Here is a 22,387-nt window from a genome sequence, read left to right as displayed (position 1 = left end):
GCCTAGCTGACGACGTTCAGCAGATCGATGACGAAGACCAGGGTCTTGCCCGAGAGCGGATGCCCCGAGCCGACCGGACCGTACGCCTGCTCCGGCGGAATGGTGAGCTGCCTGCGACCGCCGACCTTCATCCCCGGAATGCCCTCCTGCCAGCCCTGGATCAGGCCACGCAGCGGGAACGTGATGGATTCGCCGCGTCCCCACGAGGAGTCGAATTCCTCGCCGGTGTCGTATTCCACGCCCACGTAGTGCACCTCGACGGTGCCGCCGGGCGCTGCCTGCGCACCCTCACCCTGGACAAGATCCTTGACCACCAGAGTGCTCGGCGCGGGGCCGTCCTGGAACTCGACTTCAGGCTTGGTCATGCGTCCTCTTCCGTTTCGATGGGTTAGCCAATTAACTGTTCACCATATCGTTGCTCGCGAAACCCGATAGTTGTCCGGGGTCGGCAGGAACACAAGGTGTGGAGGGCAGCGCGGTGCGGCGGGTCGGATGCAGGGCAGGATTGGGCATCGTGGCCGACGTGATCGATATCGAAGACCCCGCAGATCCGCGGGTCGCGGCGTTTCGCGACCTCAAATCCGCGGATCGCCGTCCGGATCTGCCCGGACGGCAGGGATATGTGATCGCGGAGGGCGTCGTGGTGGTGCAGCGGATGCTGAGTTCGCGGTTCACCCCGTTCGGTTTGCTGGGGGTCGGGCGGCGCTACGAGGAACTGGCCGCGGATCTGACCGGCGTGGACGTCCCGTACTACCGGGCCACCGCGGAGGTGATGGCCGAGATCGTCGGGTTCCACCTCAATCGCGGCGTGCTGGCCGCGGCTCGCCGTCCCGACGAAGCGGCACTGGACGAGATACTGGCCTCGGCGCGCACCGTCGCGGTGCTCGAGGGGGTCAACGATCACGAGAACATCGGCTCGATCTTCCGCAATGCGGCCGGCCTGGGCGCGGATGCGGTGCTGTTCGGCGAACGCTGCGCCGATCCGCTGTACCGGCGCGCGGTGCGGGTGTCGATGGGACATGTGCTGCGGGTGCCGTTCGCCCGGCTGCCGGACTGGCCCGGCAGTCTGGAAACGTTGCGTGACAAGGGATTCCAGATCATCGCATTGACTCCCGACCCGGCCGCGGCCACACTGGCCCGCGCGATGACCGGTGACCGGGTGGCGCTGCTGCTCGGGGCCGAGGGGCCGGGCCTGACCGAGACGGCCATGGCCGCCACCGATATTCGCGCCCGCATCCCGATGACGCCGGGCACCGATTCGCTCAATGTGGCCACCGCCGCCGCGATGGCCTTCTACGAAAGGGTGCGCATCTCGTGAACCAGCCTCCGGGCGCCCGCTACGGCGCCTATCCCGAACCGACGCCGTGGGCGGCGGGGATCGCGGTGTCGGCCCTGGTGGCGGTGCTGGCCACCGCCGGGGTGTACGCGTTCGGAGCCGCACTGGCGCAGGTCCATTGGACGTTGGCCGTCGCGGTGAATCTGGTCGCGGTCGGCGGCGCGACGCCCAGTGCCTGGCGCTGGCGCAACACGCCGGTCGTCCGGTGGATCCTGCTGGGTGTCGCCGTCGGAGTCGTGCTGGGCTGGATCGCCTTGCTGCTCGTCGCGATCTCGTCCTAGCTCACCGATTCACGCCGTCGTCTCGTGCACGCGGTCGCCGTTGCGGCCGCGTAGCCAGCCGAACCAGCGACCGCTGTTGTGCGGCTCGGCCTTCGGATCCTCCGGACGGATCGGCTGCGGCGCCTGTCCCTTCGGGAACAGGCTGAAACCGCAGACCGGAACATCGTCCGGGACGAGCGCGCCGTCGTGTTCCCCGCCGCGATAACGGAAGCCGAGCCATTCGGCATTGGCCCCGTCGGCGAATTCCGTCGGGTCGAAGGGCAGCGTTTGCGGATCCGGGAATTCGCCGGGCAGCAAACGCAGCGGATGCTCCCCCGCCCAGTACGACCGCTCCCACACCTGCGGCAATCCCGCGTCCTCGAGGATGTCGACTCGCGTGGAACTGAACGAACGGCGGAATTCCCCACGCTCCCAATGGGCGAACGCGCCCCAGCCGTGCGCGACGTCGTAGGAGATCAGATAGGTGCGTTCGGAGGCGAGCGGGCGGACCAGCAATTCCGGCAGCCGCGTCGGGCGCGACACCGCCGCCTGGGTCGTACACACCACGGTGACGCCCGGATAGCAGCCGATGTACATCGAACCGGGATCGGGCCCGGCCCAGACCTTCATGGTTCCCGAGGCGGCCGGAACCACGTCGAGGTCCGGATTGAGCTGTCGGGCCAGCGCGAGCGCGGCGGCCGGATCCGGATCCGGATGATCTCGAAGCACCGCAACCGGATCGGGTGCGTCGACGTACCAGAGGGACGAAGCAGTAGACGGCACTTGCGACACCTCCCGATCTTCGTACGGGTAAGCATAGCTAATCAACAGCAACCTCAGCGTCGGATGACATCCGACCCGTGATCCACATGGTGCCCGCCCGAAATACCTGGGCGCTATGAGAAAAATCTACCCTCCGGCAGACCGAAAAGGTGCGCTTCGGATGAAGCGTGCGCGTGTCAAGGCCGGTTTCACCGGAGGTACAGGCCAGTGCCGGATCCCGCGGCCCGGCGGGAATTCCGCTGTGCGACGCCGGAAATCAGTGACCCGAGCTGCGCACTCCCAGCAGGACGTCTTCCCAGGACGGCATGGGCGCCTTGCCGCGCTTGGCCTTGGGCCGCGCCTGCTTGGCGGGCTGTTTGGTCTCCTCGGCGGCGGGCTGCCCCGCTGCGGCCGCGGCGGGCGCCGCCTTCGCCGCAGCAGCGGGAACCGACTTCGCCGTGGCCGCAGCGGGCGGCTTCGCCGCGGGCGCCGGGGTCGACTTCGCCGCGGCGGCAGGCTTGGTCGACTTCGCCGCCGCCGGCTGTGCGCGTTCGGGTGCGGGCTCGACCTGCTCACGCGACGGCGGTGCGGCCGGAGCCGACTGCTCACGCGCGGGCGCGGCGTACTCGGCGGCCGGGGCCTGCGGTTCACGCGACGGCGCGGCAGGCGGCGTGGCAGCCGGAGCCGGCTTGGCGGTAACCGGCACCGAACTCCCGCCGACGGCGCGCTTCTCGAAGTACTCCTCGGTCTTCGCCTCCCGCTCGGTCACCGCCGCGGGCTCCTCGAGCGGCGGAGGCGTCGGCGCGACCGGCGTGACGGGCTCGACCGGTGCGGGCTGTTCGGCGGCGGGCTCGGGCAGTATCGTCGCCAGGCCACGCAGCGCCCGGCCGAAATCGGGATCGACCAGATCATTGGCCGGATCGTCCAGCGGCGTCACCGAACCGCCGTGCGCGTCGGGCTGGAAACGCCAGTGCGCGGCGATCACCGAACGACCTGCCTGCCACTGCAATTGGGCGACCCAGTAGCCCTTCTCGTCCTTCCAGGCATCCCATTCGGCGATATCGATGTTGTGGCCGCGCTCGGCGAAGGCGGCCGACACCACATCGATGAGAGTTTCCACGGCCGGACCGTCCTTGCGGACCGGATGCGCCTTCTGCGCCAGCTCCGCGGCCCGCGCGCGCTCCAGCAGAACCGGATAGGCGAACCGCTCCACGCGGCTCAGCGGCATTCCGGATTCCTCGGTTACCTGCTCCACCGATGCACCGGCACGGATACGGGCCTGGATATCGCGAGGACGCATAGTCGCTTCCGTTTCGATCTCGATCTGGCCGAATCGGGCAAGGTCTCCTCGGGCGGCAGCGCGCAGTTTCTCGTCGGCGGCGAGCCGGTACTTCTGTCCGGACTCGGGATCGATGCACACGATGTGCGCGGAATCGGGCGTCAGACCGATCACTCGAAGCTCACGCACCGTTACCTCCTTATCGCCGCGTCGATCACAGCAAGGCTCGCGACACCGCCCACGTTCTGGAACAGTAGTGCACTTCTGAGATTCATGTGGCAGGACACGCGCGCGGAAATCTCCCGGGAGACTTCCGCGCACGCTATCTTGTTCAATTCAGCGCGCTTCGAACAGCATGTTCGCGACCGGGCCGGATCGCCATTCAATGGCCGAAATCCGCTGAAACATCCGAACCCCCTGTCGCATTCGCCTACTTGGCGATTTCCTGGACGACCCAGTCGATACTACGCGTCAGCTGCGTGATGTCATCGGGGTCGATCGCCGGGAACATACCGACGCGCAACTGGTTGCGGCCGAGTTTGCGATACGGCTCGGTGTCGACGATTCCGTTGGCGCGCAAGACCTTCGCCACCTGCGCGGCATCGACCGAATCGACGAAATCGATGGTGCCGACGACCTGCGAGCGATGCGCGGGATCGGCCACGAACGGAGTGGCGAATTCGCTCGACTCGGCCCAGGCGTACAGCCGCGAAGAAGAATCCAGGGTGCGCTTGACCGTCCAGTCCAAACCGCCGTTGGCGTTCATCCACTCGATCTGATCGGCCAGCAGCAACAGCGTGGCCAGCGCCGGGGTGTTGTAGGTCTGATCCTTGGCGCTGTTGTCGACCGCGATCGGCAGGGACAGGAATTCCGGGGTGAACCGGCCCGACTCCTTGATCTCCGCGACCCGCTCGAGCGCCTTGGGGCTCATCAGCGCGATCCACAGCCCGCCATCGGCGGCGAAGCATTTCTGCGGAGCGAAGTAGTACACGTCGGCGTCGGCGATGTTCACCGGCAGACCGCCCGCGCCCGAGGTGGCGTCGATGGCGATCAGCGCGTTCTCCGAACCCGCCGGACGCTGCACGGGGACCGCGACGCCGGTGGAGGTCTCGTTGTGTGCCCAGGCGATCACGTCGGCCTGCGGATCGGCGACCGGCGCGGGCGCGGTGCCCGGATCGGTCGAGATCACGATCGGATCGCCGATGAACGGGTTCTTCTTGGCCACCGTGGCGAACTTCGAGCTGAACTCGCCGTAGGTCAGGTGCAGCGAACGCTCCCGGATCAGGCCGAACGCGGCCGCATCCCAGAACGCGGTGGTGCCGCCGTTGCCGAGCACGACCTCGTAGCCCTCGGGCAGCGAGAACAGCTCGCGCAGACCCGCGCGCACCCGGGCCACGACGTCCTTGACCGGCTTCTGCCGATGGCTGGTGCCGAACACCGAGGCGCCGACCTCGACCAGGGCGCTCAGCTGTTCCGGGCGGACCTTGGACGGGCCACAGCCGAAACGTCCGTCGGCTGGTTTGAGTTCGGCGGGGATGCTCGGCAAGGCAGCGGTCATAGCGGTAAGCCTAATGGCCCGCCACCCCTTCCGGGACAGGTGGGTACCCACCTCGAGCAGGGTGCGACACTCGCAGTGGAGCTAATCCGGGATCGCTTCGCGTAGTTCTCCGAAATGCCATGATGCAGCTCATATTTTGGCTACCGTTGATGCATGCGGGAGCGAGCTGGCGAACGATCAGCACCGGTGATTTCGAGCACTCCTACCGGTCCGTTCGGCCGATGGTCGGCGTTGTTCGGATCACACGGCTCGGCGATGCGGCACGGCGCCCTGTCCGAACCGGCTCAGCGCGAGGTGTTGATGCGCGGGCTCGCGGGCACCGCGACGATCCTCGGGGCGCGGCCGTGCCGGATGCCACCGTTCGCCGGGCCGTCGGTGGTGATGCGGGACGGCGAAAATCGCATCGCGGGCAGCCGGACCGAGGCCGGGCACCGGTTCTGGATTCGCATTCACATCGATGACCACCAGCCCTACGAGACCCGGATCCGCCAGCGCATCGGGGAAACCGAACTGGCCGCGATGCAGCCCGGCGACGTCGTCGGCTGCCGGGTGGATCCGGGCGATCGCGACCGCGTGGTGCTGTACGCCCCCGGACCGCAGGAGACCACCCGCGTCGCCATCGCCAAGATCCTCGCCAACGGCCGTCGCGCCGATGCCACGGTGCTCGCGGCCAGTCCCGTCGCCGCCGACTACACCGGTCGCGACGACCCGGTCCTGCGCCTGGACCTGGAACTGCGTGCCTGGGACGAACCCCACCCCTGGTGGGTCCGCATCATCCAGCCGGTCCCGCTGTCCGCGATCGAACTGGTCGATCGGGGCAGACATCTGGAGGTCGCGTTCTTCACCGTCGACCGCGGGGAGTCCGTGGCCGTGGACTGGGCCGCATCCGAATAGCCTCCCCGACACGTGGAGTCACCCGAGTTCCGCTCACCCCTGACAACGCCAACCCCGACCCCGCCGGAGCGGAGCGGAGGCAGAAATTACGGCAGGTGGACGAATTCGTAACCGGCGGAACGTAATCGAGGAATTGCGGCCAGCATGCCGGGGGCGGTGCCGGATTTCGGGCGGTGCATGTGGGCGATGGAGATGGCGCCGGGGACCGCGGCAGCCATCTCGCGCTGGATCTGGGCGCTGCCGAAGGTGGCTCCGGCGTCGGCGTTGATGCTGAAACCCACTGGGGTTTCACCGAGTTCGTGCACGATCTTGACGGCGATATCGTCGTAGTGGGCGGTTCCGGTGCGGAAGAAGCGCGGTGCGCGACCGGTCAGCCGGATCAGCCGTTCGTGATTGCCCCACACCTCGTCCACCGCCTGCTGCGGGGAGGCGGTGCCGCGAATGTTGTACACCGAACGTCCGGTCACCGACAGCGGGCAGTGCCGGGTGCCGTGATTGCCGATCTCGAACAGCGGGTTGTTCGCGAGTGATTCCGCCCGCGCCGGATCGGCGTCGATCCAGCGCTCGTTCAGGAACAATGTCGCCGGAATACGTTGGGATATCAGGAAGTTCATCAGAACTTCATTCATCTCGTCGTTACCGGGACCACCGCAGGCATCGAAGGTGAGCGCCATCTGCCTGCCCGCCGGGACGAATGTGGTGATGATGCCCGGCATCGCCATTGCCCACGCCGCGGGCCGCTGCCCGGTGTGCGCGGCAGCCACGGCAGTGGGCTGCACACCCGAAGCCGACTGTGCCGCGGGCGCATTGGCCGGCGCGGCCGCGGGCGTGTTCGTCGTGGCCGCGAACATGGCCGCGGGATCCTGCGCGGCGGTGACCGGTAGTTGCTGCCGGGTCACCGCGGACGTCGGCGAGGAGCCCCACGCCTCGGCGCAGGCCGCGCTCGCCAGACCTGCGGCAGTCATCGCTCCCGCCACCAGCAGACCACGACGGGAGATCACTCGATCGAACACGGCACGGATCGTACGGGAAGTCCCCGCACGCGGAAGACCTCACCGAAACCGGGCGAGTCTCGGCGGCACCGGCTGTTCCACCCGAATTCATCCCGCCCGCCCGGCCGCCCACGGCGACCGGACGGGCGGGGTGAAAGATGCTGCGTCCGAGCTACTTCCCGGCGACCGAGGCCCAACCGACGACCGACTCCGGGCTGCGCGGCGCGGGCCCGGTGTAGATCGCCGCCGGACGCACCAGCTTGCCCAGCTGCTTCTGCTCCAGGATGTGCGCGCACCAACCCGCGGTACGACCGCAGGTGAACATCGCGGGCATCATGTGCGCGGGCACCTCGGCGAAGTCGAGGATGACCGCGGCCCAGAATTCGACATTGGTCTCGATGGCGCGATCGGGGCGGCGCTCGCGCAGTTCGGCCAGGGCGGCCTGCTCCAGCGCGGCGGCCACCTCGTAGCGCGGCGCACCCAGCCGCTCCGCGGTCGCGCGCAGCACCCGCGCGCGGGGATCCTCGGCCCGGTACACCCGGTGGCCGAAGCCCATCAACTTCTCCTTGCGATCCAGAATGCCCTTGACCAGCACACGAGCATCGCCGGTGCGCTCGACCTCCTCGATCATCGGCAGCACGCGAGCGGGCGCACCGCCGTGCAGCGGACCGGACATCGCGCCGATCGCACCCGAGAGCGAGGCGGCCACGTCCGCGCCGGTCGACGCGATCACCCGGGCGGTGAAGGTGGACGCGTTCATGCCGTGCTCGGCCGCGGACACCCAGTAGGCGTCGATGGCCTCGGTGTGCCGGGGATCCGGATCACCCTTCCAGCGGGTCATGAACCGCTCGGTGACGGTCGTGCACTCGTCGATCTTCTTCTGCGGCACAGCGGGCTGATAGATGCCGCGAGCGGACTGCGCGACGTAGGACAGCGCCATCACCGAGGCGCGCGCCAGATTCTCCCGCGCGGTCCGATCGTCGATGTCCAGCAGCGGCTGATAACCCCAGATCGGGGCGAGCATGGCCAGACCGGCCTGCACGTCGACGCGCACGTCACCGGTGTGGATCGGCAGCGGGAACGGCTCGGCCGGGGGCAGGCCGTGGCCGAATTCGCCGTCCACGAGCAGGGCCCACACATCGCCGAAGGTCACCCGATTGGCGACCAGATCCTCGATGTCGACACCGCGGTACCGCAGCGCGCCGCCGTCCTTGTCGGGTTCGGCGATATCGGTGGTGAACGCCACCACGCCTTCCAGTCCGCTGACGAAATCGGGGGGTACGGCGGGGCCGGTGGACGATGCCGCAGCGCTGGTAGTCATGCGGTGACTCTCCTTGCAATTCGGGCCGCACGATCCCTGGGCGGCCACGCTGTTTACTGCGACGCACGAGGTAGCCGGAGGTTCACTCGGACGTTGCGCCACGCGCGTCGACCGATAAGAACCTTAGTCCTTCTCCTACCGCGGAGTAACCTCTGGTCCATGCGCGACGAGGAGAATTCACCCGGTTCCGCGGAAGCCCGAGTGGGATTTCCCACTGGAAATTCGAACCCCGTATACCCCGATGTGGGTGCGGCGATGCGCGCAGAAATGGATATCGCCGCCATGCGCGCGGAATACGGCGGCGATCCCGATCTCGACGAATCCTGGCTTTCCGACGGCTGGGAACCGTTGCTGCGCAACTGGATCGAGCAGGCCACCCGGGCCGGTATCGCCGAGCCGAATGCGATGGTCCTGGCCACCGTGGAGATGACCGGCGCGGGCCCGCGCCCGGCCTCGCGCACGGTGCTGTGCAAGGGGCTCTCACAGGCGGGTGTGACTTTTTACACGAATTACGATTCGGACAAGGGAAATCAGCTCGCCGCTATCCCCTACGCCTCGATCACGTTCGTCTGGCCCGCGCTGGGCAGGCAGGTCACCGTGCGCGGACCGGTGAAACAGGTCAGCGCGGAAACCACGGCCGTGTACTGGCGTTCCCGGCCGCGCAATTCCCAACTCGGCGCATGGGCCTCACAGCAGTCCCGCCCGGTTGCCTCCCGCGCCGATCTGGATCGCGCACTCGACAGCGTGACCAGCCGCTTCGACGACGTCGAACAACTCCCGGTACCCGCGAACTGGGGCGGCTACCAGCTCACCCCGGAAACGGTCGAGTTCTGGCAGGGCCGCCGCAGCCGCCTGCACAACCGCATCCGCGTCACCCTGGAAGTCGGCAACCCCGACGTATCGGCCATGAAGATCGAGCGCCTGCAGCCGTGATTTTTGGCCTCCGCTTCGCTCCGGCGGGGGCAGATAGCCACACTTGCAATCATGGGATGAATCACTCGAAATTGGCGTTCTCGGGCCTTTCGGAACCGTTAATGTTCCGTCAGTGAAACTGCTCGCCGACATCACCCCGCTGCGCAACCAGGACTTTCGCCGCCTGTGGACGACCAATATCGTCACGGTCATCGGGGCGCAGCTGACCGTCGTCGCCGTGCCGCAGCAGATCTTTCAGATCACGCACAGTTCCGGATATGTCGGTCTGTCCGGGCTGTTCGGACTCGTGCCGCTGATCGTGTTCGGACTGTGGGGCGGTGCGCTGGCCGACGTGATGGACCGGCGCAAACTGCTGTTGATCACCAGCGCCGGAACCGGTCTGACGTCGGTGCTGTTCTGGGTGCAGGCACTGGCGGGCGTGAACAACGTCTGGCTGGTGCTGGGACTGTTCGCCGTGCAGCAGGGCTTCTTCGGCGTGAATCAGCCCACGCGCAGCGCGGTCTATCCGCGGCTGCTGCCCGGCCATCTGCTGCCCGCCGCCAACTCGCTCAACGCGACGGTCATGCAGTTCGGCGCGATCGCCGGGCCGGTCCTGGCGGGAACGCTGATCCCGGTGCTCGGCCTCTCGACGCTGTATCTGATCGATTCGGTGGCCCTGCTGGCCACGCTGTGGGCGGTGTGGAAGCTGCCCGAGGTGCCGCCGACCGGCGATGCCCGGCGAGCCGGATTACGCACTGTCGCAGACGGATTCGCCTATCTGACCACTCAGCGCATCCTGCTCGCCTCGTTCGCCGTGGACATCATCGCGATGGTGTTCGGCATGCCGCGAGCCCTGTTCCCCGAACTGGCCCACGACACCTTCGGCGATCCGATCACCGGCGGCACCGCCCTGGGCCTGCTGTTCGCGGCGCTGTCCGCGGGCGCGGTGGCGGGCGGCATCTTCTCCGGCTGGCTCTCCCATCTGCGACGACAGGGCCTGGCGGTGGTGGTGTGCATCGCGCTGTGGGGTGTGGCCATGGTCGGTTTCGGGGTCGCGGTCGGCGTCACCGGACATCTGCTGAGCACCACCGTCGGACTCTGGATCGCGGTGGGCTGCTTGGCATTCGGCGGTGCGGTGGACATGTTCTCCGCGACGTTGCGCACCACCATGCTGCAGCAGGTCGCCACCGACGAGATGCGCGGCCGATTGCAGGGCGTGTTCACGGTGGTGGTCGCGGGCGGCCCGCGCCTGGGTGATGTTGCCCACGGTTTTGCCGCCGCGGCCCTGGGTACCGCGGTCGCGGCGGCCGGCGGCGGCGTGCTCGTGGTGATCGGTATGGCGCTCGCGGCGCTGGTCTTCCCGGGCTTCGTGCGATACCGGGTGGCCCGCGCACATGCCGAAATCCCGGTCGTGTGATCATCGCGGCCACTACCACGAGACCCTCGCGAAGCTCACCTCGAACAGAGGTGACCGTGAGGTAGTCAACCAGACCCTCACGATCCACCGCCAACGGCTAACGGCTAGCGTTGACGGTGAGCGCATCGAACACCGACCGTGCCCGATGCCTACCGGTTCTAGCCTGAGAGGGATCCTTCCGTGCCCGCTGAGAACATCATCAACGTCGACGACGACGCCAAGCCGGTACTGTCCTACCCCGGCGGCGATTACCCGATGACAGTCACCAAGGCCGCCGAGGGCAACGACGGGATCGACCTCGGAAAGCTGCTCGCCAGCACCGGGTACGTCACCTACGACCCCGGTTTCGTGAACACGGCTCCGACCAAGTCGGCGATCACGTACATCGACGGCGAGGCCGGCATCCTGCGCTACCGCGGGTATCCGATCGAGCAGCTCGCCGCCGGTTCCAACTTCATCGAGGTCAGCTACCTGCTGATCTACGGTGAGCTGCCGACCGCGGCCCAGCTGGAGGACTTCACCGACCGGATCCGCCGGCACACCCTGCTGCACGAGGACCTCAAGCGCTTCTTCGACGGCTTCCCCCGCAACGCGCACCCGATGCCGGTGCTCTCCAGCGCGGTGAACGCCCTGTCGGCGTACTACCAGGACTCGCTGGATCCGCGCGATCCCGAGCAGGTCGAGCTGTCCACGATCCGCCTGCTGGCCAAGCTGCCGACCATCGCGGCCTACGCGTACAAGAAGTCGGTCGGTCAGCCGTTCCTGTACCCGGACAACTCGCTGTCGCTGGTGGAGAACTTCCTGCGGATGACCTTCGGCTTCCCTGCCGAGCCCTACGAGGTCGACCCGGATGTCGCCGCGGCCCTGGACATGCTGCTGATCCTGCACGCGGACCACGAGCAGAACTGCTCGACCTCCACCGTGCGCCTGGTCGGCTCCTCGGACGCGAACCTGTTCACCTCGGTCTCCGGCGGCATCAACGCCCTGTGGGGCCCGCTGCACGGCGGCGCCAACCAGGCCGTGCTGGAGATGCTGGACGGCATCAAGGATTCCGGCGGTGACGTCAAGGAGTTCGTGCGCAAGGTCAAGAACAAGGAAGACGGCGTGAAGCTGATGGGCTTCGGGCACCGCGTCTACCGCAACTACGACCCGCGCGCGACCATCGTCAAGAAGACCGCGGACTCGATCCTGACCAAGCTCGGCGTGCAGGATCCGCTGCTGGACATCGCCAAGGCGCTCGAGGAGGCCGCGCTCACCGACGACTACTTCGTCGAGCGTCGCCTGTACCCGAACGTCGACTTCTACACCGGCGTCATCTACCGGGCCATGGGCTTCCCCACCCGCATGTTCACCGTGCTGTTCGCCATGGGCCGCCTCCCCGGCTGGATCGCCCACTGGCGCGAGATGCACGGCGAGCCCATGAAGATCGGCCGCCCCCGCCAGATCTACACCGGCTACAGCGCCCGCGACTTCACCGAGATCAACGGCCGCTGAACCCCTTCGGCACAGGCCCGCTTCCGACTCCGGAAGCGGGCCTTCCGCATTTCAACGCCCCGGCGTCGGCGCCACGAGGCGAGAGCCACGCCACGTGGGGTGAAACCCGCAGTGCGACAACACGGCCCGGCCGCGAGCGAGGGGCGGAATCGACAGGATGCCCCCGGTCCGGACATCGGTGCGGCAGCGCACGTGCCCGGGGCCCGGTCGAACACTGCCGCTCACGTGCAGGTGGACGGCGGAAAGTAGCTGGTTGTCCGGGCTTCGTGACGCCCCCGAGAAAATGCCCGGTCGTGACGGGAACTGAATCGGGTTTCGCGCCGTCTAATCCCTTCGAGAGCATGAACATCCGCTCGTCGCCTGATGAGCGGGTCCTCGAGTCCGTTGGGGGGCACATATGACAATCGAAGATATCGGTAACGGTCGCCAGTTTCAGGGCGGGTCGGCGCGCAGTGAATTCGCGCGTCGGCTCTCGGCACTGCATCGGGCCGCGGGTGCGCCGTCGTTACGCAATGTCGCGATGCTGGCCCAGCTGCGGGCGAACGAGACCGGCGGACAGGTCCGATCGGCGCTGGCCTCGGCGCAGCGGATCAGCGATTGGCTCAGTGGGCGCAACGTGCCCGCGCGGTTCGAATCACTGCTGCCGGTGCTGCAGGTACTGGGCGCACGAGCCAAGCGCCGCACCGGGAGTGCCGGCGAGGCGGTCAATACGCGGGCTTGGCGGATGCTGTGGACGGCGGCGCGGTCGAGCCCGGCCGACACCACCGGCGCCACGACGCAGCGACCGTATCCGGCCCGTGAATACACCGAGCAGCACGAGGCGATCTTCTTCGGACGACGCCGCGCGCTCACCGCCCTGCTGACCATGGTCCGGATGTCGGCGACGCCGCAGCGCCCCGCCGATGTGATCGTCCTGACCGGCGCATCGGGCGTGGGCAAGACCTCGCTGCTGCGCGCCGCGCTGGTTCCGGCACTGCGCTCGGAGGGCGGCCGGTGGGCGGTCACGATGCTCACCGCGGGCCGCGATCCACTCGCGACAGCGGTCCGGACCTTCGGCGGCACAACCGAACTCGCGGTCGGCGGGCCGGATCTCGAAGTAGTGCGGCAGTGGGCGGGCGAGGCCCGGCCGGTACTGATCGTGGACCAGTTCGAGCGGCTGTACCGTCCCGAGATCGACCCGACCGAACGCGCGGCCTTCCTGATCTGGCTCAAACAGGTGGCCACGATCGGCACCGTGCTGATCTCGATCCGCTCGGACGACCTGGTCTCCTGCGCGCAGTACCCGTGGCTCGCGGATGCGGTGCAGCACAACAGTTTCACGCTGAATCCGATGCTGCGACCGGAACTCACCTCGGTCATCGTCGGCCCGGTGCGCAGCTGTGGCGCCGCGGTCGATCCGGGAGTGGTCGATCTGCTGCTCAACGCCCTGGAATCGGATCGGCCGATTCTGGACAGAGCAGCAGCCAATCCCGGTGAGCTGGCGGTCCTCTCCACCACCATGCAATCGCTGTGGGCCGCGCACACCGGCGATCGCATCGATATCGCCGCCTACCGGAAGGTCGGCGGACCTGCCGGGGAGATCGCCAGGATCGCCGAACGCCGGTGGGCCGAGCTGACTCCGGACGAACAGACCGACGCCCGCCAGCTGCTGCTGACCCTGACCACCGTGCACCGCGACGGCAGCTACTCCCGGCGACGAACGCCCACAACCGATCTGCTGCGCATCGCCGCCCGGACCGGATCCGGCCGCGATCTGGTCGATCGCCTGATCCGCATGCGCCTGATCGTGGTGGAGGTACGCCACGCCGACCTCGTGCACGACACCCTGCTGCACTGGGACCGGCTGCGCGGCTGGATCATGGAGAATCGCGCATTCCTGTTGTGGCGCCAGCGCATCGAGGACGACGCGGCCGAATGGTGTTCCGCCGACCGCGATCCCGGCCTGCTCTATCGCGGCGGCCGCCTCACCACCGCGATCCGGCACGCCGATCCGACCGCGAGCATCGCGGCCACCGAATTCCTGCGGGCCTCGGCCCGCACGGAACTGGGCGGACCGGCGGTCGATCCCCAGACCGGTTACGACTACCGCAAAGTCGTCGGGCAATGATCGACCGTCCGGCGCGAGAATCCCGGCCGGACGGGACGCCGCGGGGCGGGTCGCAGCCGGAGAAACCGGGCCCGAGCGGGCACACTGGATGAAATGACCGAACATCCGGACGAGCAGGCCGACCAGGGCGACGACACACCGCCCGAGCCCTCCTCGAACGGAACTCACCGCATGCCGGTCTGGTTGCCGCGGGCGATGGTGCTGGCGTTCGCACTACTCGGCGCGTATCAGATCACCGACTGGGCGGCGCACAAGCTGCTGGGGATCTTCACGATCATGCTGGTCGCGTTCTTCGTCTCGCTGGCGACCGAACCGGCGGTGAACATGCTCTCCGCGCGCGGAGTGCATCGCGGAGTGGCCACCGCGGTGGTCTTCGTGGCGCTTTTCGCCAGTGTCGCAGGGTTTCTCGCGGCACTGGTCACGCTGCTGGTGGAGACGGTCAGCAACCTGCTGCACGAATTGCCCGGTCTGATCAACCAACTCGTCGGATGGATCAATCACACGTTCCACCAGCACTTCACGGTGGACCAGTTACGCGATCGCCTGCTGCACGACTCCAATGTGCTCAACAACTACGCCCAGACCGCGGCCAACAACGCGTGGGGCCTGTCCAGTACGGTGCTCGGCGGCTTGGCCCAGGTGCTGACGATGGCGCTGTTCAGCATCTACCTCACCGCCGACGGCCCCAAGCTGCGGCGCACGGTGTGCTCACTGCTGCCACCGCCCCGCCAGCAGGAGGTGTTGCGCGCCTGGGATCTGGCCATCTCCAAAACCGGCGGATATCTGTACTCGCGCGCCCTGCTCGCGGTGATCTCCGCGCTGGCGCACGGCGTGTTCCTGGAGATCCTCGGACTGCCCAACGCCCTGGCGCTCGGCGTCTGGTTCGGTGTGGTCGCCTCGTTCGTCCCGACCATCGGCACCTATCTCGCGGGCACGCTGCCGGTGCTGGTGGCGCTGACCATCAGGCCGATCGACGCGGTGTGGATCATCGTGTTCTCGATCATCTACCAGTGGTTCCAGGACTATCTGTTGCAACCGCGCATCACCGCCCGCACCGTCGATGTGAACGCGGCCGTGGCACTGCTGGCGGTCCTGGCGGGCGGCGCCCTGCTGGGCGCGGTCGGTGCGCTGCTGGCGATTCCGGCCACCGCGACGGTGCAGGCCTTCCTGAGCGAGTACGTCCCGCGGTACGAGGTGGCCGAGGATCCGCGGATCGAACGCACCACCTCCCGTTATCGACGGCTGTGGCGGCGTTCGCAGAAGTAGTTCGCCGCGGGCGGCGACGCTGCAAGGTCTTGTTAAGTGCTTGTCGAGTCCGGTGCGGGATCGTCTCTTCTGTGAGGTTCGACGGACCTCGCGATCCGATCACCGACTCGGCCCGCCTCGGAGGGGATGGCGGGGCGCGCGGATATCGGCGCGGCGCGCGATATCGGATCGGACTGTTCCGGGCAGGGCAGTTCGATCCGGTCGCGGTCGCCTGCGGAAACGATTCGGCCCGTCACGTCGGGGGGCGGACCGGATCCGGCCCGGCAACACTCCGCGGGGAAAACGGAGTGCGGAGTCGTCCCGATACGTGCAATGGTGCAGCTATGACAGAGACGTCGGGGATAACTCTGCGCTCCGGTACCGCGGCCGATGCCGACGCGGTACGACTGCTCGGCGACATCAGTTTCGGTATGCTGAGCGATCCGGTCGAAAGCGAACGGGCTCACCGCCTGTTCGCGCTCGAGAACGGCATCGTGGCGCAGGATGGCGATCGAATCGTCGGGTACACCGCCGCATATCAGCAGACGCTGACGGTTCCGGGCGGTCATCCGGTGGAGGTGGAGTCGATCGCGAATGTCGCTGTCGCACCGACACATCGGCGACGCGGCATCCTGCGCGCGATGTACACCGAGCAGCATCGCCGCACCGAGGCACGCGGGCTGCCGCTGACCGTCTTCACGGCCAGCCAGGGCGGGATCTACGGCCGCTTCGGCTACGGCCCGTCGATCTGCCAGCAGCACATCCGTTTCGATCGTCGCTTCGTCCAATTCCATTCCGACACACCGGATCCGGGCGGAGTCGAATTGACCTCGATCGACGAGGCCCAGCGAATCGTGCCCCCGATCTACGACCTCTGGCGACGGGTGCAGCCGGGCGCGCAGCTGCGCCCGGAGCCCGCCTGGGAGGCGATGTTCGCCGACCATCCGCGCTTCCGCGGCGGCGGGACCGAACTGTTCGCGCTCACCCACCCCGACGGTTACGCGCTGTACCGCTACCACCGGCGCGAATCGGGTTCCGCGCTCGAGGTGGTGGAGCTACGCGCGATCACCCCCGACGCGCACGCCGCACTCTGGCGGGCGCTGAGCGCGCTCGAACTGTTCGATCACATCGAGGCGGTGATCGCGCCGGACGATCCGCTCCCGTATCTGTTCACCGACCCGCGGCTGGTCCACACCACGGGCCTGGGCGATGCACTGTGGTCGCGGATCATGGACGTTCCCGCGGCGCTGACCGCTCGGTCCTACGACGCGGACCTGGATATCGTTGTCGCGGTGCATGATCCGTTCCGGGCAGCCGGTGGCGTGTTCGCGCTGCGGGTGCGGGAGGGCCGCGCCGAATGCGCACCGACCACCCGCGAGGCCGATGTCGAACTCGGCATCGACGTACTGGGCTCGGTCTATCTCGGCGCCCATCGCATTCGGAGAATAGCTGCGGCGCACCGCATTCGGGCGAAGGATCCGGCCGTACTGCGAGACCTGGACCTGGCCTTCCGGAGCGACCGCGATCCCGTCCTCGGCTGGGCTTTCTGACCGCACCACGGTCCCCCTATGCGGCGTCGGATGCCGCGCTCGAGTAGGCGCCCCGGCCCGCAGCGCGCGCTACCCCAGCTCGAGGGCAGCGGCGTACCTCGCCGGAGCCGCCCCCCGGGTGCGCACCCACTGACCGAATTCGACCCCGCCCCGACCGCACTACCGCCCCCCTGAGCGCGGGACATGCTTTTGGAGTGGCCGGTCCGGGTGCGCACTGGCATGCTGGGGTTGTGGAGACGATTCGGTTCGTTCTGAATGTGATCTGGCTGGTATTGGCCGGGTTCTGGATGGCGCTGGGATATCTGCTCGCGGGGGTGATCTGCTGCGTGCTGATCGTCACCATTCCATTCGGCGTCGCCTCGTTCCGCATCGCGAACTACGTGCTGTGGCCGTTCGGACGAGAGGTCGTCGTGCGGCCGGGTTCGGGCGCTCCCTCGACGGTCGGAAACGTCATCTGGCTCATCTTCGCCGGATGGTGGCTGGCCCTGGGGCATCTGCTCACCAGTATTCCGCTGTTCATCTCGATCGTCGGAATTCCGTTCGGCTGGGCGAATCTGAAGCTCATCCCGGTGTCGTTGATGCCGTTGGGCCGCGAAATCGTGCCGAGTGAGGCCGTTTTCGGGCGCTGAACGCAGCGTCCGCGACCCTGCGCTGGGACGCTATTCCGATTCGTCCACGATTTGCGTCATGATCCCGACCGCTTCGCGCAGCACGTCGAGCTGAGCGGCAGTCAGACCGGAGAGCTGATCGGTCATCCACTCCTCGCGGGCGTTGGCCTCGTCGGCGAGTAGCGCCCGGCCCGTCTCGGAGAGCGAGACGATGACCTGACGACCGTCGGTCGGGTGCGGGTCGCGCTTGACCAGCTCCATGTCCGTCAACGAGGCGATCACGCGCGTCATCGAGGGTGGTTGCACCCGTTCCTTGGATGCCAGTGCGCCCGGAGTCAGGGAGCCGTCGCGATTGAGGGTCGCCAGGGCCGACAGCTGGGTCAGCGAAATCTCAGCCTCGGCGCGGCGACCCCGCAGATGTCGGGTCAGCCGAACCACCGCCAGGGAGAGGTCGGCGGCGAGGGCTCGTATGTCGGAAGCCGTTGTCACAGAGCTGAACGATACGTGACACGCCCGACCGGAGATGTTCGATCGCGGCGGTATCGTTGGCATCGTGACCTCCGACGTGCCCGAAATTCCGCCGCGCCTGACCGATCCGCGTCCGGTACTGGCCATCGGCACCATCTTGTGGGCGATTGCGACGATCGCGGTCTGGGTGAATGACGGGTGGGCTCCCGCGCGACCGATCTGCCTGATGGGCTTGGCCGTGGGTTTGCTCGGTTACATCATCTTCATGATTCAACGTCGCGGTGCGCGGCGTGGCGACAAGGGCGCACAGAAAGGACTTTGAGGGCGACTTTTTCGCGCTCGCGAATTGACTGTTCGCGTCCTTCCCGCTTAACTGCGTGGGTGTCCTCCCGATTGAGCGTCGAAGAACGCCGCGCCCACCTTATCGAGGCCGCTATCGGCCTGGCCGAAAAAAAGGGTGTGGCCGGGGTAACCACCCGTGACGTGGCGCAAGCCGCCGGAGTTTCGCTCGGTGTGGTGCATTACTGTTTCGAAAACAAGGACGCGCTGATGACCGAACTGGTCAAGGCACTATCGATGGAATTGCGCGATTCCGTCGAGACCAACGAAACGGTCTGGCAGGGCGTCGGAAGTGGAAAAGAATCGCTTCAAAATCTCGTACGAGCGAGCCTGGAACTTCTGTGGCTGAACATCGAAGCCACACCCGAACGACAGTTGCTGACCTACGAAACCACAACCTATGCACTGCGGGAAAGCGAACAAACTCCGGCCAAACTGGCGATCGCACGCGAGCAATACACATTCAACGACTCCACCGTCGGTGATGTTCTCGAACATGCCCGCGACGCCACCGGCACCCGCTGGTCGGTGCCGGTTGCCACGCTGAGCCGATTCACCCTCGCGGTCATCGACGGCATCGTGCTGCGCTGGCTGGTGGACAACGACAGCGAAGCGGTCCGGAATCAGCTGGACGTGCTCGCGGAGATGATCACGACGTACGCGCAATAGGTTGCGCGCGAACGTGAGTCACCTCGCCCTCGCGCCACCACGGCACCTCGACGGTCGCCTCGTACGCGCCACTCAGGCGCACCCGCAGGTTCTCGTGCACGATCAACGGCGCATCCGCCGGAGCCGCACCGAACTCCAGTCGCAGCACCACACCCAGCGGCTCGTCCTGCCAGGTGCCGACCCGGCCCGCGCCGAGCACCTCGGCGGTGACCGCCTCGGACACCAGCGGTAGATCCAGCAGGGTGGACAGGGCCCGCGCGGTAGCGCGATCGCCCACGACCAGCCGATCCGGCGGCACCGCCAGGCCGTAGCAGGGTTCGTCGAGGATCAGGGCGTCGGCGGGATCGATCACCGCGCCCGACAGTGCGCGCACTCGCTCGGGCACGGCCAGCTCGTCCAGATCCAGCACGTCCAGTGCGGCCGCGAGTCTGCGGTGCGTCTGCGAAATCGCCTCCGGGGACGGGGTTTTCGTTGGATCGGCCAGTGCGTCGAGCAGGGCGGCAGCCAGTTCCGGGGTGATGGTGTCCGGATCGGCCAGGACCGCGTGCAGGGCGGCGAGATCGGCCGGATCGAGGTCGGCCGGGGCGGGCAGCAGACCGGCGAACACCTCGTCGCCGGGTGCGCGGAACAGGCCCAGCGGAGTGCCGCCGATCCGGGCGTGGTGACGCAACCACCAGGCGGTGTAGCCGTCACGATCGGCCAGGCAGCGACGAGTGCGCGGCTCGGACAGCAACAGCCGCAACGCATTCGGCCAGGCGTCCTGGTCGACCAGATCCAGATCACGCACGGCGATCAGTTCGGGCGGATCCTCGACCAGAGTCTCCCACCAGGTTTCCTCATCATCCAGATGGTGGTCCGGGCCGGTCGGGTCGAGCTCGGTGACCACCGAGAATCCCCAGCCGACGCCGATCGCGCGCAACGCCTGCTCGCCGTACCGGTCGAGGGTCGCGGAATCGACCGTGCCGAACGGGGAATCGGGCGCTAGCACCCCGGCCAGTGGTGCGCCCGGCAGCAGCAACTCGTCGGCTGGCAGCAATTCGCCGTCCTCGTCGGGCAGCTCCAGCGTGCCCAGCCAGTCCGGGAGTGCGGACGGATCGGTCAGCTGCCCGGCCAGGCGAAGCACCGCGTCGACGGTGTCCGGGTCGGCCGGATCGTCCTGCAGCGCCGCCTCCAGCGCCGGATCCGCGAGCAGATCCTCGACCGTGGCCTGGCGCGCACCGAGACGACCCAGCAGATCGTGCGCCGCCTCCGGATGCACCAGGCGCGCCCAGTGCACGGGCAGGGCGATCTCCGCGACGAGATCATCGCCGCACGAGACGTCCACGAGCTCCAACTCGTCGCCCAGCACCACCGTGCGCGGCCCCGTCACGCGACGACCGTCGGCCAGCGGCACCGCGAGCGCCCCGAGTTCCTCGGCAGCCAGCGGATCGACTACGAACGGCTCGAGTGCGTCGTAGAACGAATACCACCACTGCGGTGGACGTTCCAGACTCGAGGACAGATCGGCTATGCGGGCCAGACCGATCCGGTGCACGTCCAGCACGTTCAGCGCATCCGAAGCGGCTCGGCCGGAGAGTTCGGGAATCACCAGCGGGCCCAGCAGACCGGCGAGCAGATCGGCCAATTCCGTTGTCACGCCGGTGAATATGCTCGCCCTGGCGGGGGTTGCCAGGGCGATCCCCGGGTACTGCGTCTCGACGATACCCGAATCCGGCGCATCACCGAGCGAATCATCGAGGGCAACAGTCGATTTCGCCGTACTGCCGATCGAGAGAGCTTCGATGCCCGGTTGCGTCGTGCGATCGGTGAAGTCGTCCGAGGTGGATACGGAAGCGGCCGATTCATCCACAGCGGCAACCGAACGTACCGATTCATCCACAGCTGCAGCAGCTTCCGCCGAGCTGCCGATCGACAGACCGGCTGTGTCCTGTTGCGTCGTACGGTCGGCGAGGTCATCCGTGGCAGATGCGAGGACGGCCGATTCATCCACGGCGGCAACCGAATGTGCGGATTCATCTGCGGTTGCGGTCGTGTTCGCTCGGCCGAGCCCGGTCGGGTGCTGCGAGGAGGTAGCGGCGGGGTGGATCGACACCACCGGGAGCCAGGCTTCGGTGCGGAGTTCGGTGACGAGGGCTTCGCGGAGCAGGGAGTCCGTCTCACTGCGGGCGAATCCCGGGGCCGGGACCAGGATCAATCGGTCTCGGGGTGGGAGTGCGCGGGCGAAATCGGCGTAACCGGAGGCCAATTCGGCCACCCGGGCGCCGGGCAGGAGGCGGCGGCGGTCGGGTTGCATGGGGATCTGCGCGATGAGCAGGGCGGGGAGGGACAGTTCCTCGTCCGAGCGGGTCGGTGCGCGCAGAACGTCGTCTCCGGCGGGGACCGGGCGACCGTCGACCACCGGCAGCAGCCAGCGGGCGCGGGCGGTGTCGAACTGCCACCAGACCCGTTCGCCGGATTCCGCACCCGACACCGTCAGCTGCCGCAGGCCGCCGCCGAGTTCGGTTGATTCACTGCGTATCTCGTCCTCATCGATGCGCAGGGAACGCAGGGCGGGCAGTTCCAGGAGCAGATCGGCGGCCTCGGCGCGCATGGCGGCCGACAAGGCCGCGATATCGACGTCCGCACGCAGATGAACGACGATCTCGCTGTCGAATCCGTCGACCGGCTCCACATCGAGCGGCCAAGTGAGACGCAGCGCGGGCGGCACGAACTCCGGGTCCTGCGGAATGGTGATCTCGTTGCGGCGCAGCTCATCCCGGGTGCGCTCGCGGGAGAACAGCAAAGTGCCCGTGCGGGAACGGAATTCGATCTCGTCGCCGACGGTGAGCACAGCGGTGAAGCCCACGCCGAACCGGCCGACCGAGGCGTCCGCACCCGGCTTCGCCGAAGCCCGCAATGCGGTCAGCGCATGAACACCCGAAATATCCAGCGGCACACCGGTATTGGCCACATGCAAGGTCCGGCCCTCGAACCACGCCGCCAGCTTCCCCGGCACGCCCGCCCGAGCCGCGGCGTCGGCGGCGTTCTGCGCCAGCTCCGTCAGCAGCCGATCACGATATCCGGCGCGCACCAGGTCCGCCTCGGTGGCCGCGTCCTCACGCAGCCGCGTCGGCGAACCGCGCCACGCATCGAGCACCCCCGCCCGAAGGCCCGCCGACCCGAACCGATCCCCCACG

General features: G+C 67.7%; 20 protein-coding genes. 12 read left to right on the top strand and 8 right to left on the bottom strand.

Translation table 11 applies throughout. The features are described from left to right. Nucleotides 1-2: 2 nt before the first annotated feature. Nucleotides 3-365: an FKBP-type peptidyl-prolyl cis-trans isomerase gene (locus tag ON40_RS03365; RefSeq protein ID WP_040818350.1), complete on the bottom strand. Its 363-nt coding sequence runs from the start codon at nt 363-365 to the stop codon at nt 3-5. Nucleotides 366-514: 149 nt separating this feature from the next. Between ON40_RS03365 and ON40_RS03360 the strand changes: the two genes are divergently transcribed. Both ON40_RS03360 and ON40_RS03355 read left to right on the top strand, forming a co-directional pair. Then, on the top strand, nt 515-1,318 hold the full coding sequence (locus ON40_RS03360) for a TrmH family RNA methyltransferase (protein ID WP_040818374.1): 804 nt from the start codon (nt 515-517) through the stop codon (nt 1,316-1,318). Beyond that, nucleotides 1,315-1,617: a DUF2537 domain-containing protein gene (locus ON40_RS03355; RefSeq protein ID WP_051192627.1), complete on the top strand. Its 303-nt coding sequence runs from the start codon at nt 1,315-1,317 to the stop codon at nt 1,615-1,617. Before ON40_RS03360 ends, ON40_RS03355 begins: the two co-directional genes overlap by 4 nt. A 9-nt stretch (nt 1,618-1,626) precedes the next feature. Here the strand turns inward: ON40_RS03355 and ON40_RS03350 are convergent, their stop codons facing one another. The 3 genes from ON40_RS03350 to serC all read right to left on the bottom strand — a co-directional run bounded on the left by ON40_RS03350 (nt 1,627) and on the right by serC (nt 5,195). Further along, nucleotides 1,627-2,379, bottom strand: a complete 753-nt coding sequence (locus tag ON40_RS03350; RefSeq protein WP_040818348.1) for a DUF6928 family protein — start codon at nt 2,377-2,379, stop codon at nt 1,627-1,629. A 256-nt stretch (nt 2,380-2,635) separates the two neighbouring features. Further along, nucleotides 2,636-3,826, bottom strand: a complete 1,191-nt coding sequence (sepH, locus tag ON40_RS03345) for a septation protein SepH (protein WP_040818346.1) — start codon at nt 3,824-3,826, stop codon at nt 2,636-2,638. Nucleotides 3,827-4,067: 241 nt separating this feature from the next. Next, nucleotides 4,068-5,195, bottom strand: a complete 1,128-nt coding sequence (serC, locus tag ON40_RS03340) for a phosphoserine transaminase (protein WP_040818344.1) — start codon at nt 5,193-5,195, stop codon at nt 4,068-4,070. A 153-nt stretch (nt 5,196-5,348) separates the two neighbouring features. Here serC and ON40_RS03335 point away from each other — a divergent pair, with 153 nt between their 5' ends. Beyond that, nucleotides 5,349-6,089 (top strand): hypothetical protein, encoded by a 741-nt coding sequence (locus ON40_RS03335; protein WP_245567641.1) that lies wholly within the window; start codon nt 5,349-5,351, stop codon nt 6,087-6,089. 86 nt (nt 6,090-6,175) lie between these two features. Here ON40_RS03335 and ON40_RS03330 read toward each other — a convergent pair whose 3' ends face one another. Together ON40_RS03330 and ON40_RS03325 are read right to left on the bottom strand one after the other, a co-directional pair. Further along, nucleotides 6,176-7,102 (bottom strand): polysaccharide deacetylase family protein, encoded by a 927-nt coding sequence (locus ON40_RS03330; protein ID WP_245567640.1) that lies wholly within the window; start codon nt 7,100-7,102, stop codon nt 6,176-6,178. 151 nt (nt 7,103-7,253) lie between these two features. Then, nucleotides 7,254-8,402, bottom strand: a complete 1,149-nt coding sequence (locus ON40_RS03325; RefSeq protein ID WP_040818342.1) for a citrate synthase 2 — start codon at nt 8,400-8,402, stop codon at nt 7,254-7,256. Nucleotides 8,403-8,657: 255 nt separating this feature from the next. On the opposite strand from ON40_RS03325, the gene pdxH reads away from it, so the two are divergent. The 7 genes from pdxH to ON40_RS03290 all read left to right on the top strand — a co-directional run bounded on the left by pdxH (nt 8,658) and on the right by ON40_RS03290 (nt 17,756). Further along, entirely contained in the window at nt 8,658-9,335 is a 678-nt protein-coding gene (gene pdxH / locus ON40_RS03320) for a pyridoxamine 5'-phosphate oxidase (protein WP_083895378.1), read from the top strand. Between the two features lie 112 nt (nt 9,336-9,447). Continuing rightward, nucleotides 9,448-10,731 (top strand): MFS transporter, encoded by a 1,284-nt coding sequence (locus tag ON40_RS03315; protein ID WP_040818340.1) that lies wholly within the window; start codon nt 9,448-9,450, stop codon nt 10,729-10,731. A gap of 180 nt (nt 10,732-10,911) precedes the next feature. Continuing rightward, on the top strand, nt 10,912-12,225 hold the full coding sequence (locus tag ON40_RS03310) for a citrate synthase (protein ID WP_083895377.1): 1,314 nt from the start codon (nt 10,912-10,914) through the stop codon (nt 12,223-12,225). Between the two features lie 397 nt (nt 12,226-12,622). Further along, nucleotides 12,623-14,332, top strand: coding sequence for an ATP-binding protein (locus ON40_RS03305; RefSeq protein WP_040818337.1), 1,710 nt, complete (start codon nt 12,623-12,625; stop codon nt 14,330-14,332). Between the two features lie 93 nt (nt 14,333-14,425). Continuing rightward, a complete protein-coding gene (locus ON40_RS03300) occupies nt 14,426-15,598 on the top strand; it encodes an AI-2E family transporter (RefSeq protein WP_083895376.1) in 1,173 nt (390 codons plus the stop codon). 323 nt (nt 15,599-15,921) lie between these two features. Continuing rightward, nucleotides 15,922-17,127: a GNAT family N-acetyltransferase gene (locus tag ON40_RS03295; protein ID WP_040818365.1), complete on the top strand. Its 1,206-nt coding sequence runs from the start codon at nt 15,922-15,924 to the stop codon at nt 17,125-17,127. A gap of 239 nt (nt 17,128-17,366) precedes the next feature. Further along, the gene (locus tag ON40_RS03290) at nt 17,367-17,756 is read left to right on the top strand and encodes a YccF domain-containing protein (RefSeq protein WP_218008727.1); all 390 of its coding nucleotides are present in this window, start codon (nt 17,367-17,369) and stop codon (nt 17,754-17,756) included. A gap of 30 nt (nt 17,757-17,786) precedes the next feature. Here the strand turns inward: ON40_RS03290 and ON40_RS03285 are convergent, their stop codons facing one another. After that, nucleotides 17,787-18,224, bottom strand: coding sequence for a MarR family winged helix-turn-helix transcriptional regulator (locus ON40_RS03285; protein WP_040818332.1), 438 nt, complete (start codon nt 18,222-18,224; stop codon nt 17,787-17,789). Between the two features lie 64 nt (nt 18,225-18,288). Between ON40_RS03285 and ON40_RS03280 the strand changes: the two genes are divergently transcribed. Together ON40_RS03280 and ON40_RS03275 are read left to right on the top strand one after the other, a co-directional pair. Further along, nucleotides 18,289-18,525 carry a DUF2530 domain-containing protein gene (locus tag ON40_RS03280; RefSeq protein ID WP_245567639.1) on the top strand — a complete coding sequence of 79 codons (237 nt, stop codon included), beginning with the start codon at nt 18,289-18,291 and terminating at the stop codon, nt 18,523-18,525. Continuing rightward, nucleotides 18,522-19,211, top strand: coding sequence for a TetR/AcrR family transcriptional regulator (locus tag ON40_RS03275; RefSeq protein WP_245567638.1), 690 nt, complete (start codon nt 18,522-18,524; stop codon nt 19,209-19,211). The genes ON40_RS03280 and ON40_RS03275 overlap by 4 nt, the downstream gene beginning before the upstream one ends. Here ON40_RS03275 and ON40_RS54300 read toward each other — a convergent pair. Next, the gene (locus ON40_RS54300; protein WP_245567637.1) at nt 19,192-22,386 is read right to left on the bottom strand and encodes a sacsin N-terminal ATP-binding-like domain-containing protein; all 3,195 of its coding nucleotides are present in this window, start codon (nt 22,384-22,386) and stop codon (nt 19,192-19,194) included. The genes ON40_RS03275 and ON40_RS54300 overlap by 20 nt on opposite strands. Between the last annotated feature and the right edge of the window lies 1 nt (nt 22,387).

The sequence above is a fragment of the Nocardia jiangxiensis NBRC 101359 genome (assembly GCF_000308615.1).
Classification (GTDB): domain Bacteria; phylum Actinomycetota; class Actinomycetes; order Mycobacteriales; family Mycobacteriaceae; genus Nocardia; species Nocardia jiangxiensis.
This window is presented reverse-complemented; position numbering and strand designations above follow the sequence as displayed.

What these genes read in the sequence shown, in the direction of transcription:
- serC (WP_040818344.1), bottom strand. Translation starts at nt 5,195, where the DNA reads ATGACCGCTGCCTTGCCGAGCATCCCCGCCGAACTCAAACCAGCCGAC.
- pdxH (WP_083895378.1), top strand. Translation starts at nt 8,658, where the DNA reads ATGCGCGCAGAAATGGATATCGCCGCCATGCGCGCGGAATACGGCGGC.
- ON40_RS03305 (WP_040818337.1), top strand. Translation starts at nt 12,623, where the DNA reads ATGACAATCGAAGATATCGGTAACGGTCGCCAGTTTCAGGGCGGGTCG.
- ON40_RS03295 (WP_040818365.1), top strand. Translation starts at nt 15,922, where the DNA reads ATGACAGAGACGTCGGGGATAACTCTGCGCTCCGGTACCGCGGCCGAT.
- ON40_RS03365 (WP_040818350.1), bottom strand. Translation starts at nt 365, where the DNA reads ATGACCAAGCCTGAAGTCGAGTTCCAGGACGGCCCCGCGCCGAGCACT.
- ON40_RS03300 (WP_083895376.1), top strand. Translation starts at nt 14,426, where the DNA reads ATGACCGAACATCCGGACGAGCAGGCCGACCAGGGCGACGACACACCG.
- ON40_RS03325 (WP_040818342.1), bottom strand. Translation starts at nt 8,402, where the DNA reads ATGACTACCAGCGCTGCGGCATCGTCCACCGGCCCCGCCGTACCCCCC.
- ON40_RS03335 (WP_245567641.1), top strand. Translation starts at nt 5,349, where the DNA reads ATGCGGGAGCGAGCTGGCGAACGATCAGCACCGGTGATTTCGAGCACT.